At 52.8% G+C, this 16,987-nt stretch carries 12 protein-coding genes; 5 read left to right on the forward strand and 7 right to left on the reverse strand.

What is annotated here, in order from left to right:
- Positions 1–89: 89 nt before the first annotated feature.
- Positions 90–1,748 (reverse strand): methyl-accepting chemotaxis protein, encoded by a 1,659-nt coding sequence (locus CSR04_RS08880; protein ID WP_102795902.1) that lies wholly within the window; start codon positions 1,746–1,748, stop codon positions 90–92.
- A 137-nt stretch (positions 1,749–1,885) separates the two neighbouring features.
- Positions 1,886–2,905, reverse strand: a complete 1,020-nt coding sequence (locus CSR04_RS08885) for a LysR family transcriptional regulator (RefSeq protein WP_102795903.1) — start codon at positions 2,903–2,905, stop codon at positions 1,886–1,888.
- Positions 2,906–3,046: 141 nt separating this feature from the next.
- On the opposite strand from CSR04_RS08885, the gene CSR04_RS08890 reads away from it, so the two are divergent.
- From CSR04_RS08890 to CSR04_RS08905, 4 genes are all read left to right on the forward strand, one after another.
- Positions 3,047–4,288, forward strand: coding sequence for an efflux RND transporter periplasmic adaptor subunit (locus CSR04_RS08890; protein ID WP_216362534.1), 1,242 nt, complete (start codon positions 3,047–3,049; stop codon positions 4,286–4,288).
- Position 4,289: 1 nt separating this feature from the next.
- Positions 4,290–7,463, forward strand: a complete 3,174-nt coding sequence (locus CSR04_RS08895; protein WP_102795905.1) for an efflux RND transporter permease subunit — start codon at positions 4,290–4,292, stop codon at positions 7,461–7,463.
- Positions 7,456–8,889, forward strand: a complete 1,434-nt coding sequence (locus CSR04_RS08900) for an efflux transporter outer membrane subunit (protein ID WP_102795906.1) — start codon at positions 7,456–7,458, stop codon at positions 8,887–8,889. The genes CSR04_RS08895 and CSR04_RS08900 overlap by 8 nt, the downstream gene beginning before the upstream one ends.
- 152 nt (positions 8,890–9,041) lie before the next feature.
- Entirely contained in the window at positions 9,042–10,373 is a 1,332-nt protein-coding gene (locus CSR04_RS08905; RefSeq protein WP_102795907.1) for a DUF3300 domain-containing protein, read from the forward strand.
- 7 nt (positions 10,374–10,380) lie between these two features.
- On the opposite strand, the gene alr is transcribed toward CSR04_RS08905, so the two are convergent.
- Positions 10,381–11,463, reverse strand: a complete 1,083-nt coding sequence (alr, locus tag CSR04_RS08910) for an alanine racemase (RefSeq protein WP_102795908.1) — start codon at positions 11,461–11,463, stop codon at positions 10,381–10,383.
- Positions 11,464–11,591: 128 nt separating this feature from the next.
- Here alr and CSR04_RS08915 point away from each other — a divergent pair, with 128 nt between their 5' ends.
- Complete coding sequence (locus CSR04_RS08915) at positions 11,592–12,320, forward strand: L,D-transpeptidase family protein (protein WP_146027135.1); 729 nt, start codon at positions 11,592–11,594, stop codon at positions 12,318–12,320.
- Positions 12,321–12,527: 207 nt separating this feature from the next.
- Here the strand turns inward: CSR04_RS08915 and CSR04_RS08920 are convergent, their stop codons facing one another.
- From CSR04_RS08920 to ccmI, 4 genes are all read right to left on the reverse strand, one after another.
- Positions 12,528–13,547: an SDR family oxidoreductase gene (locus CSR04_RS08920; RefSeq protein ID WP_102795910.1), complete on the reverse strand. Its 1,020-nt coding sequence runs from the start codon at positions 13,545–13,547 to the stop codon at positions 12,528–12,530.
- 1 nt (position 13,548) lies between these two features.
- Positions 13,549–14,838 carry a Vi polysaccharide biosynthesis UDP-N-acetylglucosamine C-6 dehydrogenase TviB gene (gene tviB / locus CSR04_RS08925; RefSeq protein WP_102795911.1) on the reverse strand — a complete coding sequence of 430 codons (1,290 nt, stop codon included), beginning with the start codon at positions 14,836–14,838 and terminating at the stop codon, positions 13,549–13,551.
- A gap of 158 nt (positions 14,839–14,996) precedes the next feature.
- On the reverse strand, positions 14,997–15,779 hold the full coding sequence (locus CSR04_RS08930; RefSeq protein WP_425427685.1) for an MlaA family lipoprotein: 783 nt from the start codon (positions 15,777–15,779) through the stop codon (positions 14,997–14,999).
- A complete protein-coding gene (gene ccmI, locus CSR04_RS08935; RefSeq protein WP_102795912.1) occupies positions 15,779–16,987 on the reverse strand; it encodes a c-type cytochrome biogenesis protein CcmI in 1,209 nt (402 codons plus the stop codon). Before ccmI ends, CSR04_RS08930 begins: the two co-directional genes overlap by 1 nt.

Here is a 16,987-nt window from a genome sequence, read left to right on the forward strand (position 1 = left end):
TGAACTCCCCGACACAGTGTCAGTTAATACTGGCAGCCGACACTGATGTCTCAAGGTCAATCATCTGGGTTTGTGCTGCGTTGGTCTTATCAGGTTTTATAACTGCCAACCAGTTCCTGCAAATCAGCCGCCAGTTTATTTAAACTGGTGGAGATGTTATTAGCTTCCTGCGTGCCTCGTGCCGACTGTTCGGCAATACTGACAATAGTATGCAGATTTTCATTGATGGATTCAGACACGGTAGTTTGCTGTTCAGCTGCGGCGGCAATCTGGTTGTTCATATCATTGATGGTCGTCACTGCCTGGTAGATTTCTTTTAAGGCTCTGTCCACCTCTTTGGTTTGTTTAACCGTCTCTTCACTGCCTTCACGAATTGAGCTGATCGCACCGACCGCCTCATTGGCACCGCTTTGCAAACGGCCAATCATCTGATTGATTTCCCCGGTGCTTGCCGCCGTGCGCGCTGCCAGGGTGCGCACCTCATCGGCCACCACAGCAAAACCCCGCCCCTGCTCCCCGGCACGAGCCGCTTCTATCGCGGCGTTCAGGGCCAGTAAATTAGTCTGTTCGGCAATACCGCTGATCACTTCCAGCACCGAGCCAATATTTTTCGACTCCTCCCCCACTTTGGAAATAACGTCCACGCCGGTGTTAACCTTCACTTCCAGTCCACCGATGACCTTAATGGCATCGTCTAATCTGACCGATGCCCCTTTCACCTGTTTTTCAACTTCACCGGTGGCTCCGGCAGCATTGCTGGCGCTGCTGGCCACTTCCTGGGCCGCGGCAGACATTTCGTTCATCGCAACCGCGACCATGTCACTTTCACTATGCTGACGACGCACGCCTTCGTCGGCCTGCTGCATAATCTGACTCAGCTCTTCACTGGACAATGCCAGGGTTTTAACCGACCCACGCACATTATCTACCAGCGCCGCCACTTTGCCGGCAAAAGTATTGAAGGCTTTGGCCAGCGCCCCTAATTCATGCCCCAGGCTTTCGTCCAGGCGCCGGGTCAGATCCCCCTCACCACTGGCAATATTCTGCATTGCGGCCACAGCACCATTCAGCGGTTGAATAATGCTACGGGCAAGTAAAGCCCCCAGGATCAGGGCAGCAGCCAGCAACAATGCCGCCAGTATCAGGATTGAGATCATGCTATTGCGACTCTGCGCCCGCAGTTTAGCTTCCAGCTCGGCCAGGGTGTGGTCCAGATCGTCAATATAAAAACCAGTGGCGATAACCCAATCCTGGCCAGGAAACTTTATGGCCTTGGCCAGCTTAGGACTCGGCTGGCTTTGCCCGGCTTTCGGCCAGTTATACTCAATGTAATCGCCACCTTTGCGCGCCGCTTCAATATATTCACGCACCAGGTTGCGCCCTTCTGGTGAACGGCTGTCGTAGAAATTTTTGCCTTCACGTTCGGGATTATCGGCACTCACCACCTGCACACCACGAGTGTCATATACGAAGAAATAATTATTGCCGTGATCGTATCTGAGCTTGCGTAAAATCGCCTTTACCTGCTCAGTGTCAGTGGCAGACTGAGTGGCACTGATGGCCATTTCCAGCAGTTCATCCAGTTCTTTGCGTTTTTCTTCCGTCAGGGACTGACGTTGCTGCTTAAGGCTGTCTTCAACAATGTCATTGGCATTGCTGATAGCCAGCCAGGTCAGCAAGACCGCGAGCAAAAATGTCGGCACAGCGGCAAGCAGCAGGATACGAAATTTGATCGAGAGGGTGCGCATAAGGAAACCTTTTATTTTTGTTAGGTTAACCTTAGTAGAAACTCGTTCAAATGTGACAGTCAAGTGCCTTGATTGGTCATTTTTTTCTTAACCGACAACCAGATACAAGAATCTGATAATGCCCGGCATGGGCATAGTTACTTGTCCTGATTCACCACCAGTTCCAGCTTAGCCTTATCAGAGGATGCCATCATTTTGGCCATGGCATCCGGGCAATAGCCCTTGCGACAGCAACGTGACAGGTCAGCAAAGTGCTGATTAGCCCGTTTACGCAGCATTGCACTTAATACCCCTTTGAGCCAAATCAGCCCCTGATCACCATCCTGACGCTTATGCCATAACAAGCCAAGCTGAGTAGGCGGCAGTTCAATCGGCGTTTCATAAACCGCCAGCTCACCATTAAAGATTTCCTTCTCAATCGCCATAGAGGGCACGACACAGATCAGATTGCTGTCTTTAAGCAGTGGCGCCACGGCAGAAAAATGATTCACCGACATGGCCACTCTCCGGGTCATGCCCAACTGCAACAACGCCACATCGGTTACGCCGGTGGTATCTCCCGACATGGACACCAGTAGATGCTCGGCACGAATAAAATCTTCCAGACTCAGTTCATTTCCTGCCAGCGGGTGACCAGGGCGCATGGCACAAACATAACGGGGGCTGAACAGAAATTCGCTGCGGATCACGCTCGACATCATGGTCTGCCCAGCGGCCACCATATCCACTTCAGCGTCATTTAGGGCCTTTTCATTATTCACTATGGTATTAGGAATAGCATGAATATTGATATTGGGGGCATGCTGTTCAATATAACGGCGCAGCGGTGACCACACCATGCTCACGGTAATATCGGATATCACTAATCTGAAGGTACGTCTTGCTGTTGCCGGATCAAAGGAGGTAGGATCCACCGCATCTTCCAACTGGCGCAACGGGTCGCGGATCTGGCTCCACAAATTCTGCGCAAACACCGTGGGTTGAATGCCCCGTCCATCCTTAACAAACAACTCATCTTTCCAGGCACTGCGCATTCTGGATAAGGCATTAGACACAGCAGGCTGGGTCATGGCCAGACGATCTGCGGCCCGGGTAATAGCGCCTTCTGTCATGATGGCGTCAAAAATCATCAGTAGATTCAGGTCCTGATGTCGCATCAGTGTGCTCCTGTTGAATTGTTAAACAAAATAATACATCACCCAGACTGATATGTATCATATAAATTTATAATTTTTTTTATTTACTTGGTGCTCCCATACTTGCCAGCGTCGCAATTGGCTAACTTTATGGAGAGACACATGAACCCCAAGCATTTATTACCTGCGGGCTTATTACTCAGCTCACTGGCCCTGCTAAGCGCCTGTGGTACAGACGTTCAGAACGACCACCAGATGCAGGCACCGCAGGTGTCGGTCGCACCGGTTATCAATCAACGTATCACCGAATGGGATGAGTTTACTGGCCGCCTTGAAGCACCGCAAACGGTTGAACTGCGCCCCAGAGTCTCCGGCTATATTGATATGGTTGCCTTTGAAGAAGGCGCTCTGGTCAAAGCCGGTGATCCACTGTTCTTTATAGATAACCGCCCCTTCAAGGCGGAAGTCAGCCGCCTTGAAGGTGAGCTGGAACAAGCACAAAGCCAGGTGGATTTGGCGCAAAGTGAATATGATCGGGCCCTGAAACTGGCCCGCCAGTCTGCCATTTCCGAGGAAGTGGTAGACAATCGTCGCGCCCAGTTGCAACAGGCCAAGGCTCGCATTCACTCGGTCACCGCAGCACTGGATATTGCCCGTTTGAACCGCGGCTACACCAGAGTGGAAGCGCCTATATCCGGTCGTGTATCACGCGCGCTTATCACCAAAGGCAACTATGTGAATGCCGGACAAAGCCTGCTGACCACTATCGTTTCCACCGATAAGGTTTACGCCTACTTTGATGCCGATGAGCAAACCTACCTTAACTATCTGAAACTGGCCAAAGAGGGCACCCGCGCCAGCGCCCGTGATGCCGAACACCCGGTGTTTATGGGGCTGGCCAGTGACAGCGGTTACCCTTATGAAGGCGTGGTGGATTTTATGGACAACCAGATTGACCCATCCACCGGTACCATTCGTGCCCGCGCAGTATTTAACAATGCCGAAGGCCAGTTCCTGCCAGGTTTGTTCGCGCGCATCAAACTAACCGGCAGCGCCAGCTACAACGGCATTCTGATTGAAGACCGCGCCATAGGCACCGATCTTAGCAATAAGTTTGTACTGGTACTGGATGAGGCCAATCAGGTGCAATACCGTGCCGTACAACTGGGTGAGAAACTAGAGGGCCTGCGCATTATCAAATCCGGCCTGCAAGCAGAAGACCGAATTGTGGTTAATGGTTTGCAGCGTGTACGCCCTGGCACCCCGGTCAGTCCGGAGTTTGTCAATATGACCAGCCAGGCCAAGCTTGAGCAATTGCAAGCGATGCAGGCTCGTCTGGATGCGCAATTTGGCACCGAACAATTAGCTAAGCAATCTGCTACCAGCAGCGTGGTAGGAGGCTAAGATGAATTTCTCGCAATTTTTTATTCAACGGCCCATTTTTGCCGGGGTATTGTCGCTGATGATTTTCATCGCCGGTGCCCTGGCGGTATGGAAGCTGCCCATTACCGAGTACCCAGAAGTTGTGCCCCCCACAGTGGTGGTCACGGCTAACTACCCTGGTGCCAATCCCAAAGTGATTGCCGAAACCGTAGCCTCACCGCTTGAGCAGGAAATCAACGGCGTGGAAAACATGCTGTATATGTCTTCTCAGGCCACCTCTGATGGCCGTATGACCCTGACCATCACGTTTGCCATCGGCACCGACCCGGATGACGCCACAACTTTGGTTCAAAACCGGGTCAACCGCGCCATTCCTCGTTTGCCACAGGAAGTACAGCGTTTAGGCGTGGTGACGGAGAAGTCATCACCGGATTTGACCATGGTGGTGCACTTGATTTCGCCGGATGAAAGATACGATATGTTGTATCTGTCCAACTTCGCTCACCAGAATGTTAAAGACGAACTGGCACGCATTGAAGGTGTGGGCAATGTAAGGCTGTTTGGTGCCGGTGAATACAGCATGCGCGTGTGGCTGGATCCCGAAAAAGTCGCCGCTCTGAACCTTAATCCGGGCGACGTGGTGGCTGCAATTCGGGCTCAGAACCAGCAAGCAGCAGCGGGCAGTCTGGGCGCTCAGCCCACTGGTAACAGTGACTTCCAGTTATTGATTAACGTTAAAGGTCGCCTGGCTGACGAGGAAGAGTTCGCCAACATTATTATCAAGGTGGGTGAAAACGGACAAATCTCTAGGATCCGCGATGTGGGCCGGGTTGAACTGGGCTCCAACTTCTATGCGCTGCGCTCGCTGCTGAACAACCAGCCTGCCGTAGCACTGCCGGTATTCCAGGCACCTGGCTCCAACGCCATTCAGATTTCTGACGATGTGCGCGCCACCATGGCCGAACTGAAAAAGACCTTCCCACAAGGGGTGGATTATCAGATTGTTTATGATCCTACGGTATTTGTGCGTGGCTCCATCAAAGCCGTTATCAACACCCTGCTGGAAGCTATCCTGCTGGTGGTATTGGTTGTGGTGCTGTTCCTGCAAACCTGGCGCGCTTCGGTCATTCCGTTGGTGGCGGTGCCGATTTCGCTGGTGGGTACCTTTGCCATTATGCACCTGATGGGCTTTTCCCTGAACGCGCTGTCGCTGTTTGGACTGGTACTGGCCATCGGTATTGTGGTGGATGACGCCATCGTCGTGGTGGAAAACGTTGAACGTAATATTCACGATGGTTTAAGCCCGGTGGAAGCGACTAAGCAGGCCATGCGTGAAGTCACAGGCCCCATTGTGGCAACCACATTGGTGCTGGCGGCAGTATTTATTCCTACCGCTTTTATGTCGGGTCTGACCGGCCAGTTCTACAAACAATTCGCCCTGACCATTACGATTTCTACCGTGATCTCGGCCATTAACTCCCTGACGTTGAGCCCGGCCCTGTCTGCACTGTTACTGAAAAGCAACAACGCGCCTAAGGACTGGCTGACCCGGGGTATGGATAAAGTGTTTGGCGGCTGGCTGTTTGGCCCCTTCAACCGCCTGTTTGACCGCGGCGCCAAGGGTTACACCCAGGGAGTTGGCAAACTGGTGCGCATGAGTGGCATTATTCTGGTGCTGTATGCCGGCCTGATGGCGCTGACCTATCAGCAGTTTTCTAGCACGCCGACGGGCTATGTACCGGGTCAGGATAAGATGTATCTGGTGTCTTTTGCCCAGTTGCCCGATGCTGCCTCTCTGGACAGAACCGAAGCGGTGATCCGTGAAATGTCTGACATTATGCTTCAGCATCCAGGCGTGGAAAATGCGGTGGCCTTCCCAGGCCTGAATATCAACGGCTTTACCAACAGTCCCAGCAGCGGCATTGTGTTCGCAGCCCTTAAGCCTTTTGATCAGCGGACCAGCCCTGAGCTGTCTGCCGGCGCCATTGCTGCGCAGTTAAACCAACAATTTGGCGCGATTAAGGGGGCTTTTATCGCCATCTTCCCGCCCCCGCCGGTACAAGGTCTGGGCACCATAGGCGGCTTCAGGCTGCAAATTCAGGACCGCGCAGGCCTTGGTTTTGAAGAACTGTACCGGGTGACTCAGGAAGTCGTCGGTAAAGCCTGGGCGGCGCCTGAGTTAACCGGTAATTTCTCCAGCTTCCAGGTTAATGTGCCGCAACTGGATGTGGAACTGGACCGCACCAAAGCCATGAGCCAGGGTGTGGATATGAATACCCTGTTCCAGACCATGCAAGCTTATCTGGGTTCGGTGTATGTGAATGACTTTAACCAGTTTGGTCGCACCTATCAGGTTAATGTGCAGGCCGATGAGCGTTTCCGTCAGGAGCCAGAGCAGATTGCCCAGCTTAAGGTACGTAATCAGGATGGTCATATGATCCCACTGGGTTCATTCTTAAGCGCTCACCATGGCGCAGGGCCAGACCGGGTGATGCACTACAATGCCTATCCGACGGCCGAAGTAAACGGTGCTCCCGCCCCCGGCTTCAGCTCCGGTCAGGCCAAGGCTGCCATTGAACGCATTCTGGATGAAACCTTGCCTCTGGGCATGACATACGAGTGGACAGAACTGACCTATCAGCAAATTCTGGCTGGCAATACCGCCATGCTGGTCTTCCCGTTGGTGGTGCTGTTGGTGTTCCTGGTACTGGCTGCGCAATACGAGAGCCTGACCCTGCCACTGGCCATTATTCTGATTGTGCCGATGACATTGCTGTCAGCCATGACCGGGGTGATTATCTACGGTGGTGACAACAATATCTTCACCCAGATAGGCTTTATCGTGCTGGTAGGGCTTGCCACCAAAAACGCCATACTGATCGTCGAGTTTGCCAAAGAACTGGAAGATAAAGGCCTGAGTACCATGGAAGCCATTAAGGAAGCCAGTCGCCTGCGTCTGCGTCCCATTCTGATGACTTCAATTGCCTTTATTATGGGTGTGGTGCCTATGGTGTTGTCATCCGGCGCTGGTGCGGAAATGCGCCAGGCCATGGGTGTGGCGGTATTCTCCGGCATGATTGGTGTCACCATCTTCGGCCTGATCCTGACCCCGGTATTCTACCACCTGTTGAGAAACCGCAAGGCTAAACAACAAGCACAAACCGCAACTGCTCAGGGAGCATTGGCCCATGACTAATTCACTTATCAGAATACCACTGGCTGCGTTAGCCGTGGCGGTGCTCAGCGCCTGTGCCGTGGGGCCGGATTACCAGACACCTGAATTAATCGCCACAGAACTCACTGACCTGACTGCCAATGTGCAGTCAGGGGTCAGCCAGGACCCCTTGTGGTGGCGTCAGTTCGATGATCCCCAACTTAACCAACTGATTGAAGCCACTTTAAAGAACAACCCGTCCCTGGCCGCGGCCAGGGCCAATGTGGACGCTGCTTATGCGCAATTTATGGATATCAGCAACGACATTCTGCCAAGCGGTGATATCCAGGCCGTCCACCAGGCCCAGAATCAGTTAACACCCGGAATGGGAGACCAGCGGGTACATAGCCGCTCATTGCGTTTGGGAGCACAGTTGAACTGGACAGTGGATCTGTTTGGTAAATTGCGCCGCGCCACTGAAGCCGCCGAGGCAGATGCCAAAGCCAGTGAACAGGCCTGGCGTGACATCCGGATTAACCTGCTCAGCCAGGTGGCCAATCAATATGCCACCAGTCAGGCGCTAAGTGCCAGGGTTGCCGTTGCCAAACGCAATCTGCAAAGCCTGGCCAGGACCCGAACTATTATTCAGGCCAGGTTGGAGTCAGGCTATGCGTCACAGCTGGATTTGCTGCGTATCGATGCCCAGGTTAAAGGCGTAGAGGCCAGTATTCCGGCCCTACAAGCGCAGGCGGAGCGCAGTCGAAACAGCTTGCTGGCCCTGGCAGGCGGCCGGCAAAAACTGACCGACTGGCAATGGCTGGACAGCGACCTACCCCAGTTGAATAAGCCGGTTGCCATTGAACAACCTCAGGAACTGCTGCGACAACGCCCGGATGTGCAATTGGCTGAACGCCGGCTGGCATCGGCGACGGCCAGGATTGGCGTGGCAGAGGCGGCCCAATATCCGGAGCTGTCGGTTAACGGCTTTCTGGGTTATCTGTCGCTGGGCGGCACCAGTCTTGACAGTCAGACCCGGGCCTGGAGTCTGGCCCCCAGGCTAAGCTGGCCCGGATTGGATTTGTCCTCCGTACAGGCGCAAATAGACATTGCCAATGCCAGGGAGCGTGAAGCGCTGGCCAATTTGCAAGGCCAATGGCTGGGTGCTGTGGCGGATGCACAATCGGCTCTGAGCGACTACAGCAAGAGCCAGCAGCAAACCCATTTGCTTGAAGCACAGGTGCTAGCCAGTCAGCAGGCACTGGAACTGGCGCAACTGCAATACGACGCCGGCGCCATTGAGTTACTGGACCTGCTAGACAGCGAACGTACTTTATTGGCGGCCAGGGACAATCTGGTGCAGGCGCAAAACCGTACCTTTGTGGCCTTAAGTGAAGTCTATCGCGCCTTTGGTGGCAGGCTGACTCCTGATGCCGCCCATCCCCTGCTGGCTAATCGGTCAGCGGGCTGATCCCCTTTGAGGCACCCGGCAGCGACAACTGTCCTCCAGCCAGGCCAAAAGCCGGGCTGCCTCATTTTTTCCTGAAGTTCACCTGCGATTCAGTTGAGGTTAAGTGCCGGGCGCCTATAACCCAATATAAGGTTACTTACCGGAGGCAAGTCATGCTTGTCCTTCCTTACTGGAAAGCCCACTTACGTCTGGTGTTGCTATTGTTACTCAGTTTTGCACTGGTATCAGTGGTAAATGCCCAAACTCCCACTCTTGATGAAGTCGAGATTCAGGAACCCCTGGATGACGAGGAGCTGGATACCTTGCTGGCGCCTGTCGCCTTATATCCGGACACCCTGCTGTCACATATTCTGATCGCTGCAAGTTATCCCCTGGAGGTGGTGGAAGCCGCACGTTGGCGGGCAAAGCATCCAGATCTGGACGCCAATGAAGTGCTGGAAGCCAGCGAAGATAAGGATTGGGATCCCAGCGTCAAAGCGCTACTGCCTTTTACTGAGCTGTTAACGCGAATGAGCGAGGATCTGGACTGGACCCGGGATCTTGGCGAAGCCAATTTGGCCGATGAAGAACAGGTACTGGCTAGGATCCAATATCTGCGCCGTCAGGCCTACAGTCAGGGAAATCTGACCAGTAATGAACATGTGGTGGTAGAAGAAGAGCCACAGGTTATCCGGGTTGAGACCATTAAACGTGAAGTGGTGTATGTGCCTTACTATGACAGTCGCATTGTATACGGCGACTGGTGGTGGCATCGTCCTCCTGTGTATTGGCCGCAATCCGGGTTGTCGGTAGGCATTCACTGGGGCCATAGTGTGGTGGTGCGCCCCAGCTTTTACTTCAGTGCCTTTCACTGGCATAACCGGCATATCGTGGTGAACTATGACAACTTCCACCACCGCTCCTATCATTATCCCAGCCATTATTGGTACAGATATGATGCCAGACGCTGGCAGCACAACCTGCATCATCGGCGTGGTGTGCGCTATCACAAGCCGCGGGCTTACCGTCAGGTCACCTATAATCGGGAAAATGGTCAGGTGGGCGGTACCGTGCATGTCAACCGGGTACGTTCAGAGCCCAGATTCAAACAAGACAGGGTCAGGGTGGTGAGCCGTGAGCAGCCAAATGCTGCACAGGTACAGCAACGTCATAGCCGCTCAGTGGAATCGCAGCGCCAATCACACAGCAATCAGGTGATTCAGCACCAGCAAAGACCCCGCCAACAACACAACAATAGGCAAGTGGACGAGCGCAGATACAGAAACCAGCAAAACGATTTGGCTAACCGGCAGGCACTTCGCCCTCAGGTACAACCGCGCCGGGTTCCTGAACAAAGTCGTACCGTTCAGCGCCAACAACATCCCCAGGTGAAAAGCCATTCAGTACAGCGGCAACATCAAGCCAGGCGTGAAACGACGCCAAGACAAGACAAACCCGCTAACACCTTACGACATTCACACCGGGAGCCTAAGCAGCAAAGATAAATAGCCCCTAATCATGCTGGTAAATTCTGGGCATGCGCTGATTGATGCGGGTCAGCAATTCATAGCCGATGGTATTAGCATGCCCGGCGACTTCAGTGACGCGAATATGCTGCCCCCAAATTTCCACTTCATCACCTATGGCTGCCTGGGGCAGATGGCTGACATCCACGGCTAACATATCCATGGAAACGGTGCCCACTACCTGTGCGCGCTGATCATGTAAATAAACCTGGCTACTGCTGTTGGTCAGACGCGGGTAGCCATCAGCGTAGCCAATAGCCAGGGTGGCGATACGACTCTTCTGGCTGGCCTGCCAACGGCCGTTATAGCCCACCGTTTCGCCAGCCTCGATGTCGCGAAGCGCAATAATCTGGCTGGTGACCTGCATGGCCACCTGCAGCCCCATTTCTTCCGCTGTCTTACCTGGAATAGGCGAGCAACCATATAACATAATACCAGGGCGATTCCAGCCTACCGCCGCCCCCGGCAGAGTGTATAATGCAGCGCTGTTGGCCAGGCTGACTTCACAGTCCAGATGAGCCGCCAGAGCGAACAACTGCTGCATCTGATGTTTGTTCGTTTCAGAATGAAATTCCTCGGCACAGGAAAAATGGCTGGCCAGCACCGGCTTTTTGTTCAGTTTGCGGCCAAGCTTATCCGCCCAGCTTTGTGCCTCCACCGGATTCAGACCCAGCCTGTGCATGCCAGTATCCACTTTCAGCCAGCATTGCAGGTCATCCAGCCCATCAGATTTAAGCAGCCCTTCGACCTGATTGGCGCTGTGTAACATCGGCCAAAGGTCAGATTGCTGAGCGAGCTTTAATTCTTCTGCGCTGTTGACGCCTTCAAGAATCAATACGGGTTTTTGAATACCGGCGCTGCGTAATAGCAACGCTTCATCGATAAAGGCCACAGCAAAAGCCGGCACATGGGGTGCCAGGTATTTCGCCACTTCTACCGCCCCATGACCATATGCATCAGCCTTAATCACTGCCACCTGCCGGGCCTTAGGCGCCAAATGGCTGGCCTGCCGATAGTTATGCAATATTGCCGGCAGATTGATACGGGCTCGGGTAGGTCGATAATGCATGATGATTAAGACTCGGGAACAAAAGGAATATTAATTTACCAAAAATGAATCAAATTTAAATATTTTATTCACAGACCAAGATGCTCTATTATCAAGACATCTTTGATCATGCAATCGGGCAGATTACCATGAAACATAAGCTTATTTCACTGCTGGCCTTGTTTGTCTGTCAGCTGGCTCAGGCCGGTTGGCAAGTGCCGGACAATATACAGCAACTGGTGGTTGTCACTACGGCAGACTGGCGTGCCAATCAGGGCAAAATGCAGGTGTACCAAAAGACACAGGGCAAATGGCAGCGCACGGATCTGCATAGCCCCGTTACCATCGGCCGCACCGGTATGGCCTGGGGAATGGGCCTGCACCCAGAGCAACAAGGCCAGCAAAAGCAGGAAGGCGATGGTAAGGCCCCGGCGGGATTATTTCGGCTGACCACAGCTTTTGGTTATGAGGCACTGCAAAATCTGCATATTCCCTACCAGCAGATGCAGGCCAGCCACTACTGTATGGACGTTAAAGGGTCCCCCTATTACAACCAGATTGTCGACAGCCAGGAAGTGGGTAAGCAGGCGATTGAGGGCTCGTCAGAGGGCATGCGCCGGGATCTGCACTATGGAGACAACCTATACAGCAAGGGCATAGTTGTAGAGCACAATGGACAAAATATCTCTGGCGCCGGTAGTTGTATCTTTATGCATTTATGGCGTGCGAGCGACAAACCCACAGCGGGTTGCACCGCCATGCCCGCCGAGGTGATGGATAAATTACTGAGCTGGCTGGAGGCAGATAAGCACCCCGCTTTATTGTTGCTACCTGAGGCTGAATATCAACGCCTGCGCAGTGAATGGGCCTTGCCCTAGACGCGTTTTGTCTTCCCACAGATACAAACTATGGGATGAAAGTCCGAGTCTTTGGGCTTCGCCCGCGTTTGATTGTCGGAATGAATTCCGACCTACGGCTGCTGGGCTGCTGTGCAGTAATATGACAGGTGAACAGGTTAAACTCTGCTGCAAACCGGCTGGAACAGTGTGCGCAAGTATAAAGCAAGGGGGCAGATAATCTGCCCTCTAACCTACATTCGCCACATACCAGGGCATGGTCAGGCTGATGCCATCAAAGATCCGGTATTGTGGCGCATAGCCCAATAGCGTTTCCGCTTTGCTGACGTCCGCCTGGGAATGACGCACATCACCAGCGCGAAAATCACGGTACACCGGCTTTTTACTGTAGCCTACGCCCTGTTCCTGCAGCGCTTCCTTAATCGCCTGGAATAGCTGGTTCAGGGTCGTTCGGTCCCCCACCGCCACATTAAACACTTCGTTCTTGTCTAGCACCGTTGTCGCTGCCAGCAGATTGGCCTGGATCACATTGTCGATATAGCAAAAGTCCCGGCTGGTTTCGCCGTCGCCATTGACAAACACCTCTTCGCCGCGCTTCATGGCAGCAGTCCATTTAGGGATCACCGCCGCGTAGGCACCATCTGGGTCCTGACGTCTGCCAAACACATTGAAATAACGCAGGCCCACGGCTTTAAAGCCATATGCACGATCAAACACATCGGCATACAGCTCATTCACATACTTGGTCACCGCGTAAGGTGATAAGGGCTTGCCAATATTCTCTTCTACTTTAGGTAAGGCTGGATGGTCACCATAAGTGGAGCTGGAAGCTGCGTAGACAAAGGCCTTAACCCCGGCATCTTTGGCCGCCACCAGCATATTCAGAAAACCGCTGATATTAACTTCATTACTGGTGATTGGATCGTTAAGTGAACGCGGCACGGAACCAAGCGCTGCCTGATGCAGTACCCTGTCCACGCCTTTTACCGCTTCTTCACACAAGCTTTTGTCACGAATATCACCCTGAATAAAGCGGAAATTCTGCCAGCGGGATGGGCCGACAATCTCCTGTACCTCATCAAGATTACGTTGATGACCAGTGGCAAAGTTATCCAACCCCACCACCTTCTGATTAGCCTTTAGCAGTGCTTCCAGCAAATTGGAGCCAATAAAGCCTGCTACGCCCGTTACCAGCCAGGTTTGCGGATTCGCTTTAAGGTCGGCCAGCAACAGGGAAAACTTATCCATTTTACAGCCTCATATCCGTTAAGTTTTTATCCAATGCATATTTCAGGTCATATACCACGCGCCGCGCTTTGCACAGCGAATCGAGTTTTGCCCCGTCCCAGTCTCTGAACTGTTTATGTGCCACAGCCAGAATAACCGCATCATAGGCGTCGTTGTCCGGCTCAGCTTTAAGTTCCAGGCCATATTCATGCATGGCTTCTTCAGGCGAAGCCCAGGGATCATGGATATCCACCTTAACCCCGTACTCCTGCAACTCAGCAACAATATCCACCACCCTGGTATTGCGCAGGTCAGGGCAGTTCTCTTTAAAGGTCAGTCCTAACAGCAAGACTCTGGCACCCTGCACCTGAATACCTTTTTGGATCATGGTCTTAACCAGCTCAGATACCACATACTGGCCCATGCCGTCATTAAGACGACGCCCTGCCAGAATCATCTCAGGATGATAACCAATGGCTTGTGCCTTGTGGGTCAGATAATATGGATCAACACCGATACAGTGGCCACCCACCAGGCCGGGCCTAAATGGCAGGAAGTTCCACTTAGTACCTGCCGCCTCAAGGACTTCAAGGGTATCAATATTCAGACGATTAAAGATAATCGCCAGCTCATTGATAAGAGCGATATTCACATCCCGCTGAGTATTCTCAATGACCTTGGCCGCTTCAGCCACTTTAATGGAACTGGCCAAGTGAGTACCGGCAGTAATGATCTCGCGATAGATGCTGTCCACCAACTCCCCTACTTCGGGCGTAGAGCCAGAGGTGACTTTTTTAATAGTGGACACCCGGTGCTCTTTATCACCAGGGTTGATGCGCTCAGGACTGTAACCAGCGAAGAAATCCTGATTAAATTTCAGACCGGAAACCCGCTCCAACACCGGCACACAATCTTCTTCGGTGGCCCCGGGATAAACAGTAGACTCGTAAATAACGATATCGCCTTGCTTTAACACCTTGCCAATGGTTTCACTGGCGCGAATCAGAGGGGTTAAATCCGGACGTTTAAACCCATCAATAGGGGTTGGCACTGTAACGATAAAGACATTGGCCTGGCGCAGGTCATCAAGTTCACAGGTAAAAGAAAGATGCCTGGATTCAGCCAGTTCTTCCTTGCTGACTTCCAGGGTAAAGTCCACGCCACTTTGCAATTCCTGAATACGTTTGGCGTTAATATCAAAACCAATAACGGCTCTCTTTTTGCCGAACTCTGCCGCCAGCGGCAAACCCACATATCCCAGTCCGATGACAGCCAGCTTAATGGACTGAATATCCGGTAATTGATGCTCCATAGCGTTATCCTGTTAATTCCTGATAATGGGGGATATGGTGCTGGATATTGATTTTAAGTCAACGGTCATCGCCAAATTTTTGTCGTCTGAGCAAAAATTTATACTTAAAAGTTAAACAGCCCTAAGTATCAGGTCGGGATACATCCCGACCCACAGGGTTAAAGCTGATCTAAGTAAGCATCAATATCATCATCCAGCTTTTGCTCTTCCTTGCTTTGCTCGACCTTGCCATCTTTAACTTTAAATTCAACATTCTGGAAATAGATATCTTTGACCATGGCGTAAGGGTCCACGGCGCCATCGATCAACTGCTCCTGATCCATCAAGCGGATACGGGTTTCCATGGCATCAATTCCCCAGCGGAACAGGCTGACCGGAAAGCTCAACGCATCCATAGGCCAATAGGCAGAATCAACAAAATCGCCCACGCCGCCACGTACATCGTTAGCCCCCAACACCGGCAACATCACATAAGGACCATTACCGACACCCCAAACGCCCAAGACTTCACCGAATTCTTCCGACTTGCGCTGCATACCAATTCCCTCGGCTACATCAATGGTACCCAGTAAGCCTACGGTGGAGTTCACTAAAAAACGTCCCAGACTTACCATGGAATCGCCGACTTTACCTTGCAGCAGGTTGTTAACCGAGTTAGCCGGTTCTTCCAGGTTTGAAGCGGCGTTATGCAGCCCTGTGCGGGCGAAACCCGGCATATAGTCGCGGTACACCACAGCCGCGGGTCTGGCCACATAAGTATCCAGATAGTCCCAGTTAAAGGTCCACATAGCACGGTTAAAAGATTCGAGTGGATCGCGTGGATCGCCTGTCACCTGGTTATTTTGTTGCGCCTGTTCCACCGGCCCTTTGGATGCACAGCCCCCCAGCAATAATGCCGGAAGCAGCAAGCAAAGGCCCAGTTGGCAGGATTTGGACATCATCAATTCAGTTCCTTATCAATGGTAATTTCGATTTGCAGCATCTGCCCTTTACTGAGAGCCAGATTGATTTCCCCCTGTAATTCGCCGGGTGCGCTCTGCACATCGGCGTCCTGGGAAATTCTTGCTACCACCTGGGCCTGCTGCAAACTGGACAAATTGTAGTTCGGCAACATGGCATTAGCATCCGACAGCTCAATCTCCAGAGGCAGGCTGGTCAAAGGCTGGCGAATCACCGCTGCGGGCATTTTCATGTTGCTATCCTGACTGCGGGCAAACACAATCAGATAACCGTCATTTGGCAGATGCGCCCGCAGCGCCTCACTGATGCCAACCTTAATTTTTAAGCTGGTCCCCTGCACACCAGACAATTCATCGATGCGCTGCTGAATTGACGCCTGCATGGGATCCTCGACCGGTAATAGCGATTTTAGCGCCGTCCAGCTTTTTAGCGCTAACGGTTGGTCTCCCAACTGGGTCGCGGTAATCGCCAGCAACCCAAGACTGCTTTGATTATCAGGTTCCTGCAATTGCAGTTTTGTCAAAAGTTGTTTCGCCCGCGTCAGACTCTCCTCACTGCCAATCATCACCAACGCCTGACTAAGGCTAAGCAGGGTGCCACTGCGGTCTGGAGCCTGACTTAAGGACTTTTCGTACGCTTCAATGGCACTGTCCAGTCGATTCAGGCTGGCGTACAAACGCCCCAGCAATAACCAGCCTTCCGGCGCCTGTGGGTCGGCGTGTAGCTTCGTGCGCAGCGCCAAAGCAAACTGTTGCAGCTCTTCCACCGTAACACTGGGATCTGCCTCTACCACCACACGCCGGCCCAAATCAGCTAATTGGGCATTGGCGGCCTGCCAGTCATGTAATGCATCCAGCTCATTGGCGTGCCAGTAGCTGTATGCACTCACCATCAGGGCCAGGCTTAAACCAGCCAGCAACACCCAGCGCGAAGAACCGCTGACAATGCGTGCGTCCTGGCCTTGTTCCATGGCAAGGGCCAGCTTCAATTCCTGCTCAGCCTTGTGCAGATCCTGGCTCTCTATCAAGCCTTCATTGACTTCCCTGCGTAATTCATCCAAACGTTGACGTGTCAGCGCCACATTCAGTTGCTTACCATCCACGGGGCGTATAAACCGTCTGCCCAGCCAGGGCCAGCCAATCAGCAGAACAGCCAGCACTGACATTAACAACAAACCAAACCAGAACAT

It is taken from the genome of Bowmanella denitrificans (assembly GCF_002887595.1).
Lineage (GTDB): Bacteria > Pseudomonadota > Gammaproteobacteria > Enterobacterales > Alteromonadaceae > Bowmanella > Bowmanella denitrificans.